Annotated in this window: 18 protein-coding genes; 11 read left to right on the top strand and 7 right to left on the bottom strand. The window is 71.7% G+C overall.

The features are described from left to right. The first annotated feature begins 23 nt into the window (after positions 1 to 23). On the top strand, positions 24 to 287 hold the full coding sequence (locus BLS56_RS00720; protein ID WP_091447022.1) for a phosphoribosyl-ATP diphosphatase: 264 nt from the start codon (positions 24 to 26) through the stop codon (positions 285 to 287). A gap of 10 nt (positions 288 to 297) precedes the next feature. Here BLS56_RS00720 and BLS56_RS00715 read toward each other — a convergent pair whose 3' ends face one another. Continuing rightward, positions 298 to 1,071, bottom strand: a complete 774-nt coding sequence (locus tag BLS56_RS00715; protein WP_091447019.1) for a thioesterase family protein — start codon at positions 1,069 to 1,071, stop codon at positions 298 to 300. Beyond that, positions 1,071 to 1,955: a RecB family exonuclease gene (locus BLS56_RS00710; RefSeq protein WP_091448658.1), complete on the bottom strand. Its 885-nt coding sequence runs from the start codon at positions 1,953 to 1,955 to the stop codon at positions 1,071 to 1,073. Before BLS56_RS00710 ends, BLS56_RS00715 begins: the two co-directional genes overlap by 1 nt. A 179-nt stretch (positions 1,956 to 2,134) precedes the next feature. Between BLS56_RS00710 and BLS56_RS00705 the strand changes: the two genes are divergently transcribed. Next, the gene (locus BLS56_RS00705; RefSeq protein WP_456049120.1) at positions 2,135 to 3,223 is read left to right on the top strand and encodes a site-2 protease family protein; all 1,089 of its coding nucleotides are present in this window, start codon (positions 2,135 to 2,137) and stop codon (positions 3,221 to 3,223) included. An 85-nt stretch (positions 3,224 to 3,308) separates the two neighbouring features. Next, complete coding sequence (locus tag BLS56_RS00700; RefSeq protein ID WP_091447014.1) at positions 3,309 to 4,142, top strand: tRNA (adenine-N1)-methyltransferase; 834 nt, start codon at positions 3,309 to 3,311, stop codon at positions 4,140 to 4,142. Positions 4,143 to 4,148: 6 nt separating this feature from the next. On the opposite strand, the gene BLS56_RS00695 is transcribed toward BLS56_RS00700, so the two are convergent. From BLS56_RS00695 to BLS56_RS31130, 4 genes are all read right to left on the bottom strand, one after another. Further along, positions 4,149 to 4,538: a hypothetical protein gene (locus BLS56_RS00695; RefSeq protein ID WP_091447012.1), complete on the bottom strand. Its 390-nt coding sequence runs from the start codon at positions 4,536 to 4,538 to the stop codon at positions 4,149 to 4,151. 121 nt (positions 4,539 to 4,659) lie between these two features. After that, on the bottom strand, positions 4,660 to 5,445 hold the full coding sequence (locus BLS56_RS00690; protein WP_091447010.1) for a hypothetical protein: 786 nt from the start codon (positions 5,443 to 5,445) through the stop codon (positions 4,660 to 4,662). Positions 5,446 to 5,635: 190 nt separating this feature from the next. Then, positions 5,636 to 6,343: a hypothetical protein gene (locus tag BLS56_RS00685; protein WP_091447007.1), complete on the bottom strand. Its 708-nt coding sequence runs from the start codon at positions 6,341 to 6,343 to the stop codon at positions 5,636 to 5,638. Positions 6,344 to 6,533: 190 nt separating this feature from the next. Then, positions 6,534 to 7,259, bottom strand: a complete 726-nt coding sequence (locus BLS56_RS31130) for an Rv0361 family membrane protein (RefSeq protein ID WP_175482593.1) — start codon at positions 7,257 to 7,259, stop codon at positions 6,534 to 6,536. A 233-nt stretch (positions 7,260 to 7,492) separates the two neighbouring features. On the opposite strand from BLS56_RS31130, the gene arc reads away from it, so the two are divergent. The 3 genes from arc (at position 7,493) to BLS56_RS30305 (ending at position 11,096) form a co-directional block, all read left to right on the top strand. Next, a complete protein-coding gene (arc, locus tag BLS56_RS00675) occupies positions 7,493 to 9,313 on the top strand; it encodes a proteasome ATPase (RefSeq protein ID WP_091447004.1) in 1,821 nt (606 codons plus the stop codon). Positions 9,314 to 9,389: 76 nt separating this feature from the next. Continuing rightward, positions 9,390 to 10,313: an aldo/keto reductase gene (locus tag BLS56_RS00670; protein WP_228771257.1), complete on the top strand. Its 924-nt coding sequence runs from the start codon at positions 9,390 to 9,392 to the stop codon at positions 10,311 to 10,313. A gap of 81 nt (positions 10,314 to 10,394) precedes the next feature. Further along, positions 10,395 to 11,096 (top strand): hypothetical protein, encoded by a 702-nt coding sequence (locus tag BLS56_RS30305; protein WP_139190447.1) that lies wholly within the window; start codon positions 10,395 to 10,397, stop codon positions 11,094 to 11,096. Here the strand turns inward: BLS56_RS30305 and BLS56_RS00655 are convergent. After that, positions 11,047 to 11,517 (bottom strand): NUDIX hydrolase, encoded by a 471-nt coding sequence (locus BLS56_RS00655; protein ID WP_091448655.1) that lies wholly within the window; start codon positions 11,515 to 11,517, stop codon positions 11,047 to 11,049. The genes BLS56_RS30305 and BLS56_RS00655 overlap by 50 nt on opposite strands. A 140-nt stretch (positions 11,518 to 11,657) precedes the next feature. Between BLS56_RS00655 and dop the strand changes: the two genes are divergently transcribed. From dop to BLS56_RS00630, 5 genes are all read left to right on the top strand, one after another. Further along, complete coding sequence (gene dop / locus BLS56_RS00650) at positions 11,658 to 13,169, top strand: depupylase/deamidase Dop (RefSeq protein WP_091446996.1); 1,512 nt, start codon at positions 11,658 to 11,660, stop codon at positions 13,167 to 13,169. A gap of 112 nt (positions 13,170 to 13,281) precedes the next feature. Then, the gene (locus BLS56_RS00645; RefSeq protein WP_091446993.1) at positions 13,282 to 13,476 is read left to right on the top strand and encodes a ubiquitin-like protein Pup; all 195 of its coding nucleotides are present in this window, start codon (positions 13,282 to 13,284) and stop codon (positions 13,474 to 13,476) included. Between the two features lie 46 nt (positions 13,477 to 13,522). Further along, entirely contained in the window at positions 13,523 to 14,383 is an 861-nt protein-coding gene (prcB, locus tag BLS56_RS00640) for a proteasome subunit beta (protein WP_091446990.1), read from the top strand. Positions 14,384 to 14,437: 54 nt separating this feature from the next. After that, complete coding sequence (gene prcA, locus BLS56_RS00635) at positions 14,438 to 15,214, top strand: proteasome subunit alpha (RefSeq protein ID WP_091446987.1); 777 nt, start codon at positions 14,438 to 14,440, stop codon at positions 15,212 to 15,214. 475 nt (positions 15,215 to 15,689) lie between these two features. Beyond that, the gene (locus BLS56_RS00630; RefSeq protein WP_139190446.1) at positions 15,690 to 18,734 is read left to right on the top strand and encodes a S8 family serine peptidase; all 3,045 of its coding nucleotides are present in this window, start codon (positions 15,690 to 15,692) and stop codon (positions 18,732 to 18,734) included. The last annotated feature ends 77 nt before the right edge of the window (positions 18,735 to 18,811 follow it).

Below are 18,811 nucleotides of genomic sequence, written 5' to 3'. Positions count from 1 at the left end.
CCGGGGTGGCAGGATCGTCGCTCGTGAAGACGTTCGACGAGCTGTTCGCCGAACTCAGTGACCGGGCTCGGACCCGCCCTGAGGGTTCGGGCACCGTGGCGGCGCTGGATGCTGGTGTGCACGCGCAGGGCAAGAAGGTGCTCGAAGAGGCGGGCGAGGTGTGGATCGCCGCCGAACACGAGTCCGACGACGCGCTGGCCGAAGAGGTGTCGCAGCTGCTCTACCGGGTGCAGGTGCTGATGATCGGCCGCGGCCTCACCCTGGAGGACGTCTACCGCCACCTGTGACGGGGCAGGCTCAGCGCTCCCGCACGAACAGCGCCTGCGCGCCCCTGGCCACCGCTCCATGGGTGTCGTGCAGGACGCTCAGCGCCGTGCCGGTGCCGTTGGGCCCGATCACCGAGTGCGCGTCCAGGCCGATCCACTCGCCCTCCGGCTCGCGGATGACGTGCACGGTCAGCTCGGTGTTGATGAACCACCACTTGCGCGGGTCCAGCAGCCCGGACGCGCCGCTGCCGGAGTCGGCCACGACCAGCAGCCGCTGCAGCGGAGTCGGTTCCTCGCCCGCCACCAGCGGGATCGTCTGCCGGACCCACACCGTCGCAGGCCCCGGCTTGTCCAGCGAGCCGGTGAGCGCGCGCCACTCCATCACGTCCAGGTACCCCGGCCCCCAGTTGTCCGGGCGGGTGATCGGCGTGCCCGCGGCGGGCGGGGCGAGCGGGGCGACGTCGTCGGGGGTGCGCACGGCGGAGGTGTCCGAGGTGACGATCCGCCACGCGCTGGCCCGCGCGACCGCCCGGCCGCCCGCGCGGATCTCGCCGCGCGCCAGCTCGACCGACCGGCCCGGCCGCTCGACCTCGGCGGACACCGATAGCTCCGCGACCGGCACCGGGCCGAGGATCTCCACCGTCACCCTGGCCAGCGCCGACGGCGCGGCAGCGGGCAGCGCGGCCAGCTCGCGGGCCAGCAGCGCGGTCGGCGGGCCCATGTGCTGGCTGTCGGCCGTCCACGGGCCAGCGGTGTGCCGGGTCGAGGCGTAGCGGCCCTCGCCCAGCGGTTCGTAGAACGCCATCAGTCCGCCCTGTCCAACATTGTTTCTTCGCCGGAATCCGGTTCCGGCCAGCCGGGATAGTCCGGTGGCGTGCCGCCGAACGCGGGGCAGACGGCCTGGTGCGAGCACCAGTCGCACAGCCTGCTCTTGTTCGGGCGGAAGTCGCCGGTGCGGCCCGCGCGCAGGATGGCCTGCCAGATCGCGTCCAGGGTGCGCTCGAACCGGGCCAGCTCGGCCTCGTCGGGGGTGTAGGCCAGCGACTGGCGGTCGGCGAGGTACATCAGCCGCAGCTGCCGGGGCACGACCCCGCGCAGCCGCCACAGCGCCAGCGCGTAGAACTTCATCTGGAACAGCGCCTTCGCCTCGCCGATCTCGCGCGGCGCGGTCCCGGTCTTGTAGTCAACGACCCGGATCTCGCCGGTGGGGGCGACGTCGATCCGGTCGATGTAGCCGCGCAGCAGCACCCCCGACGGCAGCTCCGTCTCGATCAGCAGCTCGCACGCCTCCGGCTGGAGCCTGCGCGGGTCCTCCAGGGCGAAGTAGCCCTCGATCAGCCCGGTCGCCGAGGCCAGCCACGGCGCGGGGTCCTCGCCCTCGCCGAAGATCTGGCCCAGCTCGGGCCGCTCGGCCAGCAGGTCCGCCCAGGTCGGCGCGAGCAGGTCGTGGGCGGTGGCGGGCACCCGCCGCTCGGCGGGCAGGCCGTAGAGCCGCTCCAGCACCGCGTGCACGACCGTGCCGCGCACCTGCGCCTTGCTCGGCGTCTCCGGCAGCCGGTCGACGGCGCGGAAGCGGTACAGCAGCGGGCACTGCTTGAAGTCGCTCGCCCGCGACGGCGACAGGGCGGGCCTGCGCCGCCCGACCGGGTCGGCGGCGGGCGGGGCGTCCGATCCAGCGGCGGGGAGCATGACCCGCACCTTAATGTCGACCACCGACATCGCCCCGGCAGGTGTCCAACGTGTCTTCCCCGGCATGTCTTCCTGGCATGTCTTCCGCTGGGCGGATCACCCCGACCCCACACCGGCGCGCCTACGCTGGGCCCGTGGCGGGCACCACGCACTCGGCTACCCCCGCGGCCAGCGGCGGGCTGCTGCTGTTCCGCTACAGCGGCGTGCCCGTGGTGCTCGCGCACTCCTGGTGGCTGGGGTCGCTTGCCGTCGTCGTCTTCTATGCCCCGCTGGTCGGCACGCTGCTGCCGTCGGCGGGCGTGGCCACCTCGATCCTGCTCGCCGCCGCGTTCGCGGTCCTGCTCGGCGCGTCCGTGCTCGCCCACGAGCTTGGGCACTGCGTGGTGGCGCTGCGTCTGGGCCTGCCGGTCCGGCGGCTGCGGCTGTTCCTGCTCGGCGGACTGTCCGAGATCGCCCGCACCCCGCGCAGGCCCGCGCACGAGTGGGTGGTGGCCGCGGCGGGCCCGGCCGTGTCGATCCTGCTGGCCGCCGCCTGCGGCCTGGGTCTGCTGGTCATGCCCGCCGAGGGCGCGGTGTGGCTGCTGGTGCTGGAGTGCGCGTTCGCCAACACCGCCGTCGCCGTGTTCAACCTGCTCCCTGGCCTGCCGCTGGACGGCGGCCGGATGCTGCGCGCGGGCGTGTGGGCGCTCACCGGGCGGCGCGGCGCGGGCACCCGCGCCGCCGTGGTCGGCGGCTGGGTCGTCGCGGGCCTGCTGGTCGGGTGGGCGCTGTGGGGCCTGGCGCAGGGCAGCCAGGACCGCTGGCTGCGGCTGGGCGTGTGCCTGCTGACCGCCTGGTTCGTCGTCGCGGGAGCCAGCGGCGAACTCGCGGCCGAGCAGCGCCGGTCGTGGCCAGCCGAACTCGAACTCGCCGACCTGGTCCGCCCCATCCTGCAACTGCCCGCGGAAAGCCCGGTGGCCGACGCGCTGGCCGCCGCGGCGGGGCGCGGGGTCGTGCTCGTGCGCGCCGACGGGGTGGCCGCGGGCCTGCTCGACGAGACCGCCGCGCGCAGGCTCGCCGAGCGGTCGCCGTTCTCGCCAGCGGAGCAGGCCGCCGAGCCCATCCGGCCCGAGTCCGTGCTGCTGGCCTCCGAGCCGGGCGAGGACATCGCCGAGCGCGTCCTGGAGACCGCGGCCTGGCAGTTCGTCGTGGTGGACGACGAGGGCCGCCCCTGCGGCGTCCTGCGCCGCGAGGACCTGCGCGCGGTCCTGCACAGCCGGGCCGAGTGAGCACCGATGGGGTGATGCGGGCAGGCCGGTGGGCCTCTGCGACCATCGTCTGTCGGTTCAGCTCAGGTGGAAGGCGAGGCGTTCGGTGTCGGCACGCAGGGTCAGCGGTCCGTTCGAGGCAGGGGACCGGGTACAGCTCACCGACCCCAAGGGCAGGCACTACACGCTCATCCTCGAGCCGGGGGAGAAGTACCACACCCACCGCGGCGCGCTCGCCCACGACGACATCATCGGCCAGCCGGAGGGCTCGGTGGTGAGCTCGGTCGCGGGCACCTCGTACCTGGCGCTGCGGCCGCTGCTGTCGGACTACGTGCTGTCCATGCCGCGCGGCGCGCAGGTGATCTACCCGAAGGACGCCGCGCAGATCGTCATGCAGGGCGACATCTTCCCCGGCGCCCGCGTCCTGGAGGCCGGGGCCGGGTCCGGCGCGCTCACCTGCTCGCTGCTGCGCGCCGTCGGCCCCACCGGCTCGGTGACCTCGTACGAGATCCGCGCCGACCACGCCGAGCACGCCGAGCGCAACGTCGTCCAGTTCTACGGCGAGCACCCCGAGAACTGGACCCTGACCGTCGCCGACCTCGCCGAGCACACCGGCGAGGTCGACCGGGTCATCCTGGACATGCTCGCGCCGTGGGAGGTGCTGCCCACCGTGGCCGAGCACCTGATCCCCGGCGGTGTCCTGGTCACCTACGTCGCCACCACGACCCAGCTCTCCCGGGTCGCCGAGGCGCTGCGCGAGCAGACCTGCTGGACCGAGCCCTACGCCTGGGAGACGCTGATCCGCCCGTGGCACTCGGTCGGCCTCGCCGTCCGGCCCGAGCACCGGATGATCGCGCACACCGCGTTCCTGATCACCGCCCGCCGCCTCGCGGACGGCGTGGTCGCCCCGCGCCCGCAGCGCCGCCCGAGCAAGGGCTAGCACCGGCTAGGACACGCACCAGCGCGACTCGCGCCGCTCGACGCGCAGGGGCACGGTGGCGGTCTCGCCGCCGGTGGTGAGACGCAGTTGGACGACGACCTGGTCACCGGTGATCTCGGGGATCCGCTCCAGCTCGGCCAGGCCGTCCTCGGGCACCCGGTCCCCGATCCGGCTCGGGTCGCAGCTCACGGACTTCATCCGGGTGGGGTTGCGCTGGTTGATCGCGTCCACGGCGCCGTCCACGGCCTGGCGCAGGGCGGCCTGGTCCTCGGCCGAGCCGCGTTCCGGCGGAGGTGGGCTCCCGGCGCTGGAGCAGGCCGCGGCGGTCACGGCGAGCAGCAGCGCGGCTACGGCGAGCGGCGCGCGACGAAGGGAATGCGGGAATCGGACTGTCACGCGGTTCTCCCGGGGCTGGACGTAGCGACACCGTAGGGGTAGTGGGCCACCCCGGGAAACGACCGGGCAGGGTGGCCGCGGACACACCCTGGCCGCGCCTGCCCGGCCCGTCGGCGCGGTGTCAGTAGGTGACGCACCAACCCTGCGACTTCTTCTGGAACACAATGGGGAAGTCGATCGGCGAACTGGTCGCGATCGTCACCTCGGTGTCGACCCTGCCGTTGCTGTCGCCGTAGGTCTCGGGCTCGCCGACGACGGCCGCCTTGCCGTTGCTGGGCACGATGCTGGAGTACATGACGCCGGGACCAGAACGGTCACAGGTCAGCGCGGTCGCGGCGGCCTCGTCCTTGGCGTTGATCGCGTCGACGTACTTCTCGCCCGCGCCTTTGAGGTCGGCGCCGCCGCCGCCCTCGCCGCCACCGCCGCGCGAGGTCGTGGTCTCCTCGGTGGTTTCCTTCGAGGTGGTGGTCGTCGGCCTCGCCGAGGTCTTGCGGGTCGTGGTGGTGGTCGTGGTCGGGTCGCCACCGCTGTTGCTGTTGCTGTCGGTGGGCGCCGCGGTGCTCGGCTTGTCGTCGCCCTTGGTCAGGAAGTAGATGCCGACGCCCGCGCCGCCGAGCACCAGGACGGCGATCGCCACGATGGCGACGATCTTGCCGGTGTTCTTCCTCGGTGGCTCACCGTCGGGGCCGCCCGGCTGGCCGTAGCCGCCCGGGTACGCCTGCTGCGCGTACGGGTCCTGGCCGAACGACTGCGTCTGGCCGTAGCCCTGGTACGGCTGCTGCCCGTAGGGGTCCTGCGGCTGCTGCCCGTAGGGGTCCGGTTGCCGAGGTTGCTGGCCGTAGGGGTCCGGCTGCCTGCCGAACGGGTCCTGGCCGTACTGGCCCGGCTCCTGCGGTGGGTAGGTCATCGATCCCTGACTCCTCGGTGGCTCACTGCCGTCGTCTGCTCTCGGTGATCGTGCCGAGCGCGGAGACCGACCGGGCACGCGCAGAGGATACGCGGCAAGCGGGGGGCGCGGACCGAGTGCGCCCGCGGCCCGTGAAGACGGGTTCGGCGCGGGCCGTCGCCCGCGCCGAACCCGTCGCTGTGCCCGCGGCTCAGGCCTTCTCCTCGCCGCAGAACTTCCACTCGCCGCCTTCCTTGATGACCTTGATGGCGATGGTGGTCTCCTTGGTCTCGCCCGCCCTGACCACATCCAGGTCGATCTTGACCGTGGCCGTGCTGCCGCTCACCTGGGGCGAGCCGTTGAGGGTCGCGGTGATCTCGTAGTCGGACAGGCTCTTCTCCAGCTCGCTGGTGTCGGTGCCGTACTTCTTCTGGTACGCCGAGCACGAGTTGGTGACGACCGGGGCGAAGTGCTTGTCCTCGTAGGCCTTCATGTAGGCCTCGGCCACCGCCTCCGGACCCGCGTCGGAGGACCGCGTCGAACTCGGCCTGCGGCTGGTGGTCTCGGGCTCGTCCGACGACGAGGTACTGGGCTGCTTCGTCGTGCTCGGCGGCGCGCTGGCCGCGGGCTTGTCGCCGCTGTCCTTGGTCAGGAAGTAGACGCCGACGCCCGCGCCGCCCAGGACCAGCACGGCGATCGCCACGATGGCGACGATCTTGCCGGTGTTGTTGTTCTTGCGCGGCGGCTCGCCGCCGCCGGGGTACCCGCCGAACCCCTGGTAGGCGGGCTGCTGGGCGAAGCCGTCTGGCTGCGGCGGGCCGTACCCGCCCGGCTGCGGAGGGTTCCCAGGCTGGTTCCCGTAGCCGCCGGGCTGCGGCTGCTGGCCGTAGGGCCCTGGCTGCTGCGGAGGATAGGTCATGGTCGCCCCTGACTCTTGGTGCTGATCGCCGCGCGAAACGGTGGGTGGGCACGCGGGATGGACGGCCGAGCGGACCGTCCCGGTTTAGCTGCAAACGTATCCCGCGGGGAGTGCAACATGGTATTGGCCCGAAAGCCGTCGACTCCGCCGGGCGGCCCGGCGGAGTCGACAGATCAGCGGTCGTCTGGGGTCATCCCCCGCCGAACCCCGAGACGCACCAGTTCTCGCCCTGCTTGCGCAGGCGGATCTTGGGGCTGGTCTGCTTGCCGTTGACCGTCACCGTGAAGGTCGCGGTGGCGGTGTCGCCTTTCTCGACCACGTCGCCGAGCTTGGGGTCGCCGACCTCGTCGTCGCCCTTGAACGCCTTGTCGATGTCGGACTGCGTGACCTTGTCGCTCTCGTCACACACCAGTTTGTTGTGCGCTTCCGCGCTGCGGCTGGTGACGGCGTCGAGGTAGGCCTGGGCCGCGCCGCGGGCCGTGCTGGCGTCCGAGCCGCCGGTGAGGACCAGCACCAGGGTCACCACGATGCCGATCACCAGCAGGCCGCCGCCCGCGAGGATCCACGGCATCGGGCTCTTCTTCTGCGGCTGGCCGTACTGGCCGTACCCGCCCTGACCGTACGGGTCGGGCTGCTGTCCGTACTGGCCCGGCTGCTGACCGTACGGATCCGGCTGCTGCCCGTACTGGCCGGGCTGCTGTGCGTACTGCCCCTGGTAGGGGCCCTGCTGAGGACCGGGCTGCCCGGTGGGCTGCGGGCCGGTCTGCTGCCCCGGCTGCGGCTGCTGCCCCGGGTACTGGCCCGGCTGCTGGGGGTATCCGCCCTGCGGCGGGAATTGCCCAGGTTGCGGAGGCTGCGCGGGCTGCTGCCCGGGCTGTTGCCCGTACGGATCTGGCTGCTGTGGAGGGTAGGTCATCGCTCCCCGGGCTTTCTGACTGCGAACAGTGGTCTCTTGGACGCGCGCGGTTGGACTAATACACCGACGCACCGTAATGGGCGGTCGGTTCCCATTGGCACCGGGTTGGCGCATCATGTGCGTCCGAGCGAGTGTTGCGCGGGGGTGACACGCAAGTTCCGACATCCGGATGCTCTGTCCTTGTCGGTGATCGCCGGTACCGTAGGGGTACGAGTTCGGGAGGAGGTGCCGACATGCAGCACGATCGTCCCGGCAGTCGGCCAGAAAACGCCGACGACGAGCACGGTGACGCGCCCGGCCCGGGGATTGAACGCCCCGATAGGTCGGAAGCCGCGCAGATCCGTTTCCTCGAAGAGGAAGTCGCTCTGCTTCGCCGGAAACTGACGGAATCGCCACGGCATTCGCGACTGCTGGAACAACGACTGGCAGAGGCGTCCGAGCGGGTGAGCCAGCTCACCGAGCGGAACGCCAAACTGGTCGACACGCTTCGTGAGGCCCGCGGCCAACTTCTCGCCTTGCGCGAGGAGGTCGATCGTCTCGCCCAGCCGCCCAGCGGCTACGGCGTGTTCCTCGATGTGCACGAGGACGGCACGGTCGACGTGTTCACCGCGGGTCGCAAGATGCGCGTGTCGGTGTCGCCCGCTGTCGAGGGCGACAAGTTGCGGCGCGGCCAGTCCGTGCGGCTCAACGAGGCCCTCACCGTGGTCGAGGGAGGCGGGTTCGAGCGGACGGGCGAGGTGTCCACCCTGCGCGAACTGCTGACCTCCGACGACGATGAGGTGCCGACCCGCGCGCTGGTGGTCGGACACGCGGACGAGGAGCGGGTGGTCTGGCTTGCCGACCCGCTGGCGTCCTCGCCGCTGAAGTCCGGCGACTCGCTGCTGGTGGACGCCAAGTCGGGCTACGCCTACGAGCGGGTGCCCAAGGCCGAGGTCGAGGACCTGGTGCTGGAGGAGGTGCCCGATGTCGACTACGAGGACATCGGCGGCCTGTTCCGGCAGATCGAGCAGATCCGCGACGCGGTCGAGTTGCCGTTCCTGCACAAGGACCTCTTCGCCGAATACGAGCTGCGCCCGCCCAAGGGTGTGCTGCTCTACGGTCCCCCCGGTTGCGGAAAGACGCTCATCGCGAAGGCTGTCGCGAACTCGCTGGCCAAGAAGGTGGCCGCGGCGCGTGGCGACAGCGCTCCCAAGGACGCGAAGTCGTACTTCCTCAACATCAAGGGCCCGGAGCTGCTCAACAAGTTCGTCGGTGAGACCGAGCGGCACATCCGGCTCATCTTCCAGCGGGCCAGGGAGAAGGCCTCCGAGGGCACTCCGGTGATCGTGTTCTTCGACGAGATGGACTCGATTTTCCGGACCAGGGGCAGCGGCGTCTCCTCCGACGTCGAGACGACCATCGTTCCGCAGCTGCTGAGCGAGATCGATGGCGTCGAGGGCCTGGAGAACGTCATCGTCATCGGCGCGTCCAACCGCGAGGACATGATCGACCCGGCGATCCTGCGACCAGGCAGGCTCGACGTGAAGATCAAGATCGAGCGGCCGGACGCGGAGGCGGCGAAGGACATCTTCTCCAAGTACCTCACCAGCAACCTGCCCATCCACGCCGACGACCTCGCCGAGTTCGGCGGCGACCGCTCCACGTGCATCGACGCGATGATCCAGCACACCGTCGAGCGCATGTACGAGGAGACGGAGGAGAACCGCTTCCTGGAGGTCACCTACGCCAACGGTGACAAGGAGGTCCTGTACTTCCGGGACTTCAACTCCGGCGCGATGATCCAGAACATCGTGGACCGGGCGAAGAAGGCGGCGATCAAGTCGGTGCTGGAGACCAAGCAGCCCGGCCTGCGCGTGCAGCACCTGCTGGACGCGATCGTCGACGAGTTCGCCGAGAACGAGGACCTGCCCAACACGACCAACCCGGACGACTGGGCGCGGATCTCGGGCAAGAAGGGCGAGCGCATCGTCTACATCCGGACCTTGGTGACCGGCAAGAACCAGGAGTCCGGGCGGGCGATAGACACCGCGACGAACACCGGTCAGTACCTCTAGGACACGCTCGAACCGTGGGGCCCCGCACGAGTGCGGGGCCCCACAGCTGTCTCCGGGGCTGGGCATAATCGGTCCGGTGTCGACACTGAACCGGTTCACGCTGGGCCTGGCCGCCCTCGGGCGGCCCGCCTACATCAACCTGGGCCGCGCGGGCGCCCTCCCGGCCGACCGGGGCGTGGCGAGCCTGCGCGCGGCCACCGAGGACGTGCTGGACGCCGCGTACGCCGCCGGAATCCGCCGGGTCGACACCGCGCGGTCCTACGGGCGCGCGGAGGAGTTCCTGGCGGGCTGGCTCGACGCCCGCGGCCACACCGACGTGACCGTGTCGTCCAAGTGGGGCTACGCCTACGTCGGCGGCTGGCGGATGGACGCCGAGACGCACGAGTCCAAAGAGCACTCGCTGCCCCGGTTCCGCGCCCAGCTCGCCGAGAGCCGCGCCCTGCTGGGCGACCGGATCGCCCTGTACCAGGTGCACTCGCTCACCTCGGACAGTCCGCTGTTCACCGACGGCCCGCTGCTCGACGCCCTGGCCGAGCTGGCCGATTCCGGGCAGCGGCTGGGATTCTCGACCTCCGGACCGGCCCAAGCGGACACCGTACGACGCGGCCTGGCGCTGGAACGCGCTGGCGTGCGGGTGTTCCGGGCTGTCCAGTCCACCTGGAACCCACTGGAGCCGTCGGTGGGCCCCGCGCTGGCCGATGCGCACGCGCACGGCGCCCACGTGGCCGTGAAGGAGGCGTTGGCCAACGGCAGGCTCGCCGTCCGCGCGCCGGAGTCGCTGCTCGCCGCGGCCCGCGAACTGGGCGCGACACCCGACGCTCTCGCCCTGTCGGTGGCGCTGGCCCAGCCGTGGGCGGACACGGTCCTGCTCGGCCCGGCGAGCACCGCGCAACTCGCGGCCAACCTCGCCTCGGCTGGTCTCACCCCGCCTGAGCTGCCCGATCTCGCGGAAGACCCGGCCGAGTACTGGGCGACCCGGTCCGCGTTGCGCTGGGAGTGAACCCCGAGGATTCCGGTCGTTGATCCAGACCGGTAGCGTCAGCCAGGACCCCACCGCCGACTTCCTCGAAGGGGACGACCGTTGCGTCGTGTCCACGTGCTGGCCGCCGCCTGCGCCACGGTCCTGCCGGTAAGCCTGCTCGCGGGCTGCTCCGACCGGCCCAACGACCTCTACACCTACTACGACGACGCGCCGCCGTCCGCGACCTCGGCCGCCCCGGCCCAGCCGTCCAGCGCCCCGGCGCCGACCACGGCCGCGTCCTCAGCCGCCGCGGCCAAGGACCGCGCCGCGACGGTCGCGCTCGGCGCGCTCACCGCGGCCGACCTGGCCGCGGAGGAGGTCAGCGCGTCCGGCGCGCCGGACACCGGCGTCCCCGCCACCCTGCCGGACTGCGGCGTCCGGCTCGGCGCGGCGTCCGCACCGGGCCAGGAGACCACCTGGAAGTACCGCAGCGGCTCGATGCTGCGCCAGCGGGTCGCCTACGCCGAGGACCCCACCGCCGTGCTCGCCGCGGCCCGCGACGCCCTCGACTGCGGCGCTTTCCAGGTCGACGGAGAGTCCTTCCTGGTCGACGAGGGCGCCCCGCTGTCCGCGCTGCCCGGGGTCGACGACCGGCTGAGCTGGTGCGCGTCCGGGCCGGGCAAGGTCACCTGCACGGTCCTGCTGGCCAGGGGGAACCTGGTGACCGCGGTGACCGTCGAGTCGGGCACCGCGGCCAGGGCGCGCTCCGCGGTCACCCGGCTGGCCCCCAAGGCCGCCGCCGCGCTCGCCAGAGGCCTCTGAACCACTCCAGGGCGGCCAGCCGCCCGTCGGGCACGAACGGCCACGCCGGGTCGGCCAGGCGGGCGCGCAGGTCGGCCACGGTCATCCACTCGCCGCTGGCGATCTCGGCGGCCTGGGTGACGATCGGGCCGTCCCAGCGTGTCTCGTAGGCGGACATGTGCACCCGGACCGGCGGCAGGTCGATCGGCAAGACGAACAGCGGCGTCAGCGCCACCCCGCTGACGCCCAGTTCCTCGGCGAGTTCGCGTTCGGCGCATTCCCGCGGCGTCTCGCCCGCGGCGACCACCCCACCGGCCCAGCAGTCGTGCATCCCGGGGTAGACGTCCTTGGTGTCGGTCCGCCGGTGCACGTAGACGCGCTCGCCGTCGGCCGAGCGGACCAGGACCGCGCCGCAGGCGTGCCACAGCCCCTCCGCGCGCATCCTGGCCCTGGTGGCGCTGCCCACCACTTCGCCGTTCGCGTCGTACACGGCCACCAATTCCGCGGCGTTCACATCGGCGAACTTATCCGCGCGGCACGGCTCACGCCGAAGTGGTCGGTTCGGACCCGTAGGCTGGGCCCATGCGGCGGATCATGGGAACCGAAGTCGAGTACGGCATCGCGGTGCCGGGCGATGCCACGGCGAACCCGGTGTTGACATCGACGCAGGTCGTGCTGGCCTACGCCGCGGCGGCGGACATCCCCCGGGCCCGGCGCGCCCGCTGGGACTACGAGGTGGAGTCCCCGCTGCGCGACGCGCGCGGGTTCGACCTCGGCGTCCCCGGCATGGCCCCGTCCGACCCGGATGTCGAGGACCTCGGCGCGGCCAACGTCATCCTCACCAACGGCGCCCGGCTCTACGTCGACCACGCCCACCCCGAGTACTCCGCCCCCGAGGTGACCAACGCCCGCGACGCGGTGATCTGGGACAAGGCGGGGGAGCGGGTGATGGAGGAGGCGGCCATGCGCGCGGCCACTGTCCCAGGCCAGCCCCGTTTGCAGCTCTACAAGAACAACGTCGACGGCAAGGGCGCCAGCTACGGCACCCACGAGAACTACCTGATGGCCCGCGGCACTCCGTTCACCTCGGTCATCGCGGGCCTCACCCCGTTCTTCGCCTCCCGCCAGGTGGTCTGCGGCTCCGGCCGGGTCGGCCTGGGGTCGTCCGGGGAGGAAGCGGGCTTCCAGCTCTCCCAGCGCGCCGACTACATCGAGGTCGAGGTCGGCCTGGAGACCACGCTCAAGCGCGGCATCATCAACACCCGCGACGAGCCGCACGCCGACGCCGACAAGTACCGCCGCCTGCATGTCATCATCGGCGACGCGAACCTGGCCGAGACGTCCACCTACCTCAAGGTCGGCACCACCGCGCTGGTCCTGGACCTGATCGAGGCTGGCGTCCGCTTCGACCACCTCAAGCTGGCCGACCCGGTCCGCGCCGTGCACGTGATCAGCCACGACCCGACGCTCAAGGCCACCGTCGAGCTCGCCAACGGCCGCAAGTTCACCGGTTTGGACCTACAGCACGCCTACCACGAGATGGTCGCCGAGCACCTCGACCGCACCGAGGTCGACCGGGTGGCCCTCGACGTGCTGCGCACGTGGGGCGAGATCCTCGACGCGCTCTCCCGCGACCCGCAGGAGTGCGCCGACCGGCTCGACTGGCCCGCCAAGCTGCGGCTGCTGGAGGGCTTCCGCGCCCGCGACGGCCTGGCCTGGTCCTCGCCCCGGCTGCACCTGGTCGACCTGCAGTACTCCGACGTGCGGCTAGACAAGGGCCTCTACAACCGGCTGGTGGCCCGCGGCTCGATGAAACGCCTGGTCAGCGAGGACGAGGTCCGCGCGGCGATCACCACCCCGCCGCAGGACACCCGCGCCTACTTCCGCGGCCGCTGCCTGGAGCGCTACCCGAACTCCATCGCGGCCGCGTCCTGGGACTCGGTCATCTTCGACCTCGGCCGGGAGTCGCTGGTGCGCATCCCGACCTTGGAGCCGCTGCGCGGCACCAAGGCCCACGTCGGAGCCCTGCTCGACGCGGCGGCCACGGCCGAGGAACTGGTGGACGCGCTGACCGGCGCGGCTAAGCGCCGGTAGCGGAATTCCCGGCCGCGGGCCGCCTGGTGATCTTGCGCCCGGCGTGGACGGCGACGAAAGTCGGTCCGGCTGGGTAATGTTCGCAGTAGGCCAGCCACGACCGGGAGGCGATATGTCCCAGGAGCACAAGCAGCGCCAGGGCGGCGGAGACGGCGACGAGGGCGTCGAGGACACCACCGCGGCCGGACAGGAGCGCCGGGAGAAGCTCGGCGACGACACCGACGCGATCCTCGACGAGATCGACGACGTGTTGGAGGAGAACGCGGAGGACTTCGTCCGCGCCTACGTGCAAAAGGGCGGCGAGTAAGACCCCACCGCCCCGGTCCCATCCCGCGACAGGAACGAAAGAAGGCATGGAACACACCTCGTCCCGGGGGCAGCTGGGAGCCTCGCTCTCAGCTGCCTACCTGTCGGCAGGAACGTCGTCGTTCACCGACTTCCTGCGTTCCCAGGCCCCTGAACTGCTGCCCGGGTCGCGCGCGGCGCGCGATCCGCGGGCCGTGGGCAGGGCCGAGATCCCGCACGGCACCACGATCGTCGCGCTCACCTTCCCCGGCGGCGTCTTGATCGCGGGTGACCGCAGGGCGACGGCGGGCAACCTGATCGCGCAGCGGGACATGGAGAAGGTCTACGTCACCGACGGCTACTCGGCGGTGGGCATCGCGGGCACCGCGGGTTTGGCGGTGGAGATGGTGCGGCTCTACACCGTGGAGTTGCAGCACTACGAGAAGATCGAGGGCGTTCCGCTCTCCCTCGACGGCAAGTCGAACAAGCTCGCGACCATGGTCCGCGGCAACCTCGACGTGGCGATGGCGGGCTTGGCCGTGCTGCCGCTGTTCGTCGGCTACGACATCGACAGCGCCGACCCCGCCCGCGCGGGCCGGATCGTCTCCTACGACGTCACCGGCGGCCGGTACGAGGAGCACGCGGGCTTCCACGCGATCGGCTCCGGGTCGATGTTCGCCAAGTCGGCCCTCAAGAAGCTCTACGACCCCGACGCCGACCGGGCGGGCGCCGTCCGCACCGCGGTCGAGGCCCTGTTCGACGCCGCGGACGACGACTCGGCCACCGGCGGCCCGGACCTGGCCCGCCGGATCTACCCGAGCATCGTGACCATCACCGCCGACGATGGCGCTGTCCGGGTGGCCGAGGATGAGGCCGCCGCGGTCGCCGAGGCCGTGGTGACCGCCCGCGCGAGCCGCCCGCGCGGCTGAGGACTTCCCTGACCGCGAAAATGTCCTGACCGTGGAGAGTAAGGAGCCTGCCCCGTGACGATGCCGTTGTACGCCTCGCCCGAGCAGTTGATGCGCGATCGCTCGGAGTACGCCCGCAAGGGCATCGCCCGGGGCCGCAGCGTCGTCGCGCTCAAGTACGCCGACGGAGTGCTGTTCGTCGCCGAGAACCCGTCGGCGACGCTGCACAAGGTCTCGGAGATCTACGACCGCATCGGCTTCGCCGCCGCGGGCCGCTACAGCGAGTACGAGAGCCTGCGCCGGGGCGGTATCCGCCACGTGGACCTGTGGGGCTACTCCTACGACCGACGCGACGTCTCCGCCCGCCAGTTGGCCAACGTCTACGCGCAGACCCTGGGCACGATCTTCACCGAGCAGGTCAAGCCGATGGAGGTGGAGATCTGCGTCGCCGAGGTGGGCGCCACCGCCGCGCAGGACCAGCTTTACCGGCTCACCTACGACGGCTCGATCGTCGACGAGCCGCAGTTCCTGGTGATGGGCGGCCAGACCGACCCGATCGTGGCCTCGCTCAAGGAGACCTTCGAGGAAGGCCACGCCCTCGCCGAAGCGGTCCGCCTCGCGGTGAAGGCGCTCGCCGCCGGGTCGGGCAGCGCCCCGGCGGGCAACGGCGACACCGCCGCGGCCGCGCTGGCCAAGCTGGAGGTCGCGGTCCTCGACCGCACCCGGCCGCCGCGGGCGTTCCGCCGTATCGAGGGCGCCGCCCTGACCGCGCTGCTGCCCGCCGAACCCGAGGCGAAGCCGGTCGAGGACGTCGAACTGCCCCCGGCATCGGACGAGACCCCGCCGGAGTAGCCCGCAGCACAGCCGCGTGCCTGGGCCGCTGACACCACGTCCGATGTGGGTCAGCGGCCCAGGCGCGTTCGGACTCCATCGCGGGTCCTCCGGGGCTCCGCTGTGGACAGTCCATTGCGGACCTGGGAGGGGGCGGCCGATCGCCCGGCCCGGTTGGGCCGTTCGGCCGTGATCGTCCGATCGAGAAATGTGTCGCGCGTCACAGTTCTCCGCTCGTTGGTCGCGGGCGCGGGGTCGAGCGAAGCGTTCCCGCAGGTCGTGACGATGTTTCCGACGGTGGGGCCAGGGCGGGCCCTCGGGCCGCCAGACATAGTCCCGCCCGGCAGTGGTTCACCCGGTCAGGTGGCTCGACTGGTCGTTTCCCGTGTCCCGTGAGGGCATGGTGATGGCCGGAGTGGATCTGCCCGGGAATGCCAGAGTCGTCAACCCGCACAATGTGAGGAACCCGATGCTCAGTGCGACGCCGAGGCGTCGAGTGTTCACACTCGTCGTCTCGACCGTGCTGGTGGGCGCCGTGCTGACCGTCCCCGGTCTCGCGGGCGCCGCACAGCCTGACCAGAAGTCCGACGACCCCCCGATCCGCCTGGTGGCGGGCGAGTTCCAGCCCGGCGACATGCCGGACGCGCCGACCGGACTCGAGGCCAGGCCGCTCGCGGCGCGCGAGCGGGGCAGCCACATCATCCAGTTCGCTGGCCCGGTGCGGGAGGAGTGGAAGGTCGGGATCGTCGCGCTGGGCGGCCGAATCGTCGAGTACATCCCCGACTACGCGTTCAAGGTCCGGATGAACCCGGGGCAGGCGCAGCGGGCGAAGCTGCTGCCCGGCGTGCGGTGGGTCGGCCGCTTCCAGCCCGCCTGGAAGGTCAGCCTGGACGCCAAGGCCGAGGTGGACGAGGGCAAGCCCGCCGTCTACAAGGTCCGCGCCGAGCGCGGCGCCGACCTCGCCGCGATCAGGCGCGCCGCCGAGTCGACGGGCGCGGTGGTCAGCAGCGCCGAGGACGGCGGCCTGCTGCTCGCCGCGGAGTCCGGGCAGATCACCAGGATCGCGAGCATCGAGGACGTCGCGTCCGTCGACAGGTTCCGCATCCCGGAGAAGCACAACGAGACGGCCGCGGGCACGATCATGAAGGCCACCGAGGCCAACAACCGCGGCTACGACGGCTCGACGCAGACCGTCGCCGTCGCCGACACCGGTCTCGGCGGCGGAACAGCGGAGACCGCGCACCCGGACATCCCCGCAGCCCGTATCCAGGCCGTTCGGGCGCTGGTCGCCCCGGACGCGCCGGGCTGCTACGACGTGCGGGGCAACGGCGCGGAAGACGTCGACAGCGGCCACGGCACGCACGTCGCGGTCTCCGCCGTCGGCGACGGCGCTGCCGACGGCCGCGGCAAATCCGCCGCCTACGCCTCACGGCTGGTGTTCCAGGCCGTCGAGGACTACGTGGACATGCAGAACACCTGCGCCAACCAGTACCCCGACGGGTACTACCTGCTCGGCATCCCCGACGACCTTGGGCGGCTTTTCCAGCAGGCCTACGACGACGGCGCCCGGATCCACTCGAACTCCTGGGGCTCGGCGTCGGCCGGGCAGTACACCGACACCGCCCAGTCCGCCGACCGCTTCGTCAACACCCACCGGGACATGCTGGTCAGCTTCTCGGCAGCCAACGAGGGCACCGACGCCAACAGCGACGGCGTCATCGACAATGACTCGATCGGCGCCCCTGCCACCGCGAAGAACGTGCTCACTGTCGGCGCGTCGGAAAACGGCAAGGCGCAGTACCCGTGCGACGCGGCGCTGACCTACCCGCCACAGACCTCCAAGGAGCAGGCGACCTTCGCCAACCGGTCCTGCCAGCAGGTCAACGGCCAGAACATCATCCCGACCTGGGGTGACTGGTGGCCGCACGACTACCCGATGGACCCGATCAGGTCCGATCCGCAGACCGGCAACCCCCAGCAGGTCGCCGCGTTCTCCAGTCGCGGCCCGACCGACGACAACCGGATCAAGCCGGACGTGGTCGCGCCCGGGTCCTGGATCCTGTCCGGCTACTCGGACATGTACCAGCAGCAGTACGACCCGGCCGCGAACCCGGAGACGAACGCGCCGCAGCACGACGGCTACGGCTTCCCGCTGACCGACGACTACAAGTACTTCAGCGGGACGTCCATGTCGAACCCGCTGGCCGCGGGCGGAGCCTCGGTCGTGCGCGACTACTACCAGAAGAAGCACGGCGTGGCCGCGTCCGCGGCGCTGGTCAAGGGCACCCTGGTCAACAGCGCGACCGACCTGCTGGACGAGAACGGCGACGGCGCGGACGACAACGACCTGCCGATCCCCAACCCACATGAGGGCTGGGGCCTGGTGAACCTGGACAGGGCCACCGACGGCACGGCGAGGTTCGTCGACGAGACCGAGCCCGGCCTGGCGACCGGCGGGGTCGCCGAGACCAAGTACACGCTGCGCGCGGGTGAGCCGCTCAAGGTGACCATGGCGTACTCGGACAAGGAGGCGGCCGTGAGCGCGGCGGTCACCCTGGTCAACGACCTGGACCTGGAGGTCGTCTCGCCCAACGGCACCGTCTACCGGGGCAACGTGTTCGTCGGCGGCTGGTCGGCCACCGGCGGCGCCCCGGACCGGCGCAACAACCTGGAGAACGTCTACCTTCCGGACCCGGCGGCGGGGGAGTGGACGGTGCGCGTGCGCGGCTTCAACGTCCCGTTCGGCCCGCAGAAGTTCGCCGTCGTCACCGACGGTGCGTTCGCCGCGGGCGGCGGGACCAACGCCGATCCGGTGGTGGTCAACCCGGGCAACCAGACGACCACGGTGGGTGCCGCGGTCAACCTGCAGGTCCAGGCCACCGACGCCGACGGCGACCAGCTCGCCTACACCGCGGCCGGGCTTCCGGCGGGCCTGACCATCGGCTCAGGCAACGGCCTGATCTCGGGCACGCCCACGGCGGCGGGCACGAACCCGGTCACGGTCACCGTGACCGACGCCAGAGGCGGCAGCGGCGCGGCGACGTTCACCTGGACCGTCGCCGCGCAGGGCACCGCCCGCGAGCTGCTGGCCAACCCCGGCTTCGAGGGCGGCGCGACCGGCTGGTCGGGCACGACCTCGGTGATCAGCGACTCCACCAGCCGCCCGGCCCGCACCGGGACCTGGTGGGCGCACCTGGGCGGCAACGGCCGGGCGATGTCGGAGAACCTGTACCAGGAAGTGACCATCCCGGCGACCGCGACGAGCGCGAGCGCCCGGTTCTGGGTCCGCGTCGACACCGCGGAGAGCAGCACCACGACCCAGTACGACAAGCTGCAACTGCAGGTGCTCGACAGCTCCGGCGCCGTGCTCGCCACGCTCGGCGCCGTCTCGAACCTGAACGCGGGCACGGTGTACGTCCAGAAGACCTACAACCTGTCCGCGTACAAGGGCCAGCGCATCCGGCTGCGGTGGCTGGCCACGGAGGACTCGTCGCTACAGACGACGTTCGCGGTCGACGACGCGGCGCTGACCGTGTCGTGACCTGACGACGCCGTGGCGCGGGCGGGCGATCCCGGCCCGCGCCACGGCCGCCGCGTAATGTCGACGCGGAATGCCAG

Origin of the sequence: Actinokineospora iranica (genome assembly GCF_900101685.1) — a bacterium.
In the GTDB taxonomy this organism is placed as follows: Bacteria; Actinomycetota; Actinomycetes; order Mycobacteriales; family Pseudonocardiaceae; genus Actinokineospora; species Actinokineospora iranica.
The sequence above is the reverse complement of the archived record's forward strand: the minus strand, read 5'-3'. Positions and strand labels throughout refer to the sequence as shown.